This is a genomic window from Ferruginibacter sp. (assembly GCF_031430955.1).
Lineage (GTDB): Bacteria > Bacteroidota > Bacteroidia > Chitinophagales > Chitinophagaceae > Ferruginibacter.
The window spans coordinates 1-1,678 of record NZ_JANPCM010000387.1; the positions used below are offsets into that span (position 1 = coordinate 1).

Here is a 1,678-nt window from a genome sequence, read left to right on the forward strand (position 1 = left end):
ATACCACCAAATTCTTCAATTCTTTTTTCATAACCCCGGCAATGCATTTTTACCATCTCCTGCGGTATGCCACCATGCGGAACAAAACAATTTTCGCTTTCAATATCTATATGCTTAAATAAATTTTCTTCCATAAAATACCGGTAACTCTGCAATGCATCGGGCTGTAAGGAATAATATTCATCCAGGTTAAAGGTTACTACATTTTTAAAACTTAATTCTTTTTTACGGTACAAAAGTATTAATGCTTCATACACTTTTTTAGGTGTGGCACCTGTTGCCAGGCCAAGCACTGTTGTTTGCCCGTTGCGTTGTTTATGCTGTATCAGTGCAGCAATTTCGTTGGCAGTTGCATTGCATGCTTCTTCTGCAGTGGCATAAATAGTAGTATCAATTTTTTCGAACGATACTAATTTATGCGGTGCTAAAATTTCTGTTATCATAATTTTTTTATTAGAGATTAAAAAAAATCTGGTATAGAAATACCAGACTTGCAGTTTCAAATGCTGCTGCTTTGCTATATGAAAAAAGATTTTTAATAGTCATTACTTAATCCAAAAATTGGTTTACGGGTTTTCCATTTCCCTCTTGTAAAGTCAGGTATTTTTTGCATGGTACCCCCTTCAGCAATTGATTTTTCACTCAATGGTGTAATAGCATACCAGGTTGCCAGATCATACACATCTAACGGAAACTCCTGCTTTCTTTTTATAGCTTCGATAAATGCATTATCAACAAAAAAATCCATCCCACCATGGCCGGAGTTGGTTGCATTTTTTTCATACTTTACCCATAAAGGATGATCCATTTCTTTCATTAATTTTTCCGGATTATCCCACACATGTTTTTCGCTGAGTTGATCAATATGTATCATGCCTTTGTCAAATTCACCTTCGTGATGATCTTGCCAAATACCATTGGTGCCCTGCACCCTGAAACCTAAATTGTAAGGCCGTGGTGAACAGGTATCCAATGATAAAATAATTGTTTCGCCATTGGCAGTTTGCAATTGTGTTGTTACAATGTCGCCTTGCTTAAATTTTATTTTTGCGTTGGGGTGATCGGCGCCGCCTTTCGGATGATTTTTTATATATCGGTTAAGACCTCTTGCTTTTGTTGCAACAGATGATAAAGTGGTTAAGCAATTTCCTCTTTGCAAATTAATCATAGTGCCTACCGGGCCTAAACTATGTGTAGGATAATTTTCTCCATTACGGTCAACATAATGTTGTGTTCTCCATTTTGCTTCGCTGTATGCTTTTGCGCCAAACTCTGCGCCACTATTGTAAGGCGTTATACCGTCATTAAATAAAACACCTCTTAAGTCGTGCTGATAGCCGCCTTGCAAATGCAATACTTCACCAAACATTCCTTTGGTAACCATATTGTGTACCGCCATAATATCTCTGCGGTAACAAACATTTTCCAAAGGCATAATGGGCACTTTTGTTTTTTCAGATGCGTTTACAATATCCCAGCAATCCTGCAATTTTATTGCACCGCAAACTTCCATACCCACAATTTTACCGGCATTCACAGCATCTATTCCCTGCGGTATATGCCACTCCCACGGCGATGCAATAATTACCGCATCAATATCATCACGCTGCAATAAATTTTTGTAATCGTAATTTCCATTGCTGTATTCAACAGGTGCTTTCTTGCCAAATTGTTTTAC

2 protein-coding genes are annotated in these 1,678 nt (G+C 37.7%); both read right to left on the reverse strand.

Annotated elements, in window-relative coordinates:
- The coding region (locus ACY65O_RS11015; protein ID WP_462220911.1) for a 6-phosphogluconolactonase at window positions 1-443 on the reverse strand (443 nt) is incomplete at its 3' end.
- A gap of 92 nt (window positions 444-535) precedes the next feature.
- Window positions 536-1,678 (reverse strand): Gfo/Idh/MocA family protein (locus ACY65O_RS11020; protein WP_462220912.1); only part of this gene is annotated, 1,143 nt, incomplete at its 5' end.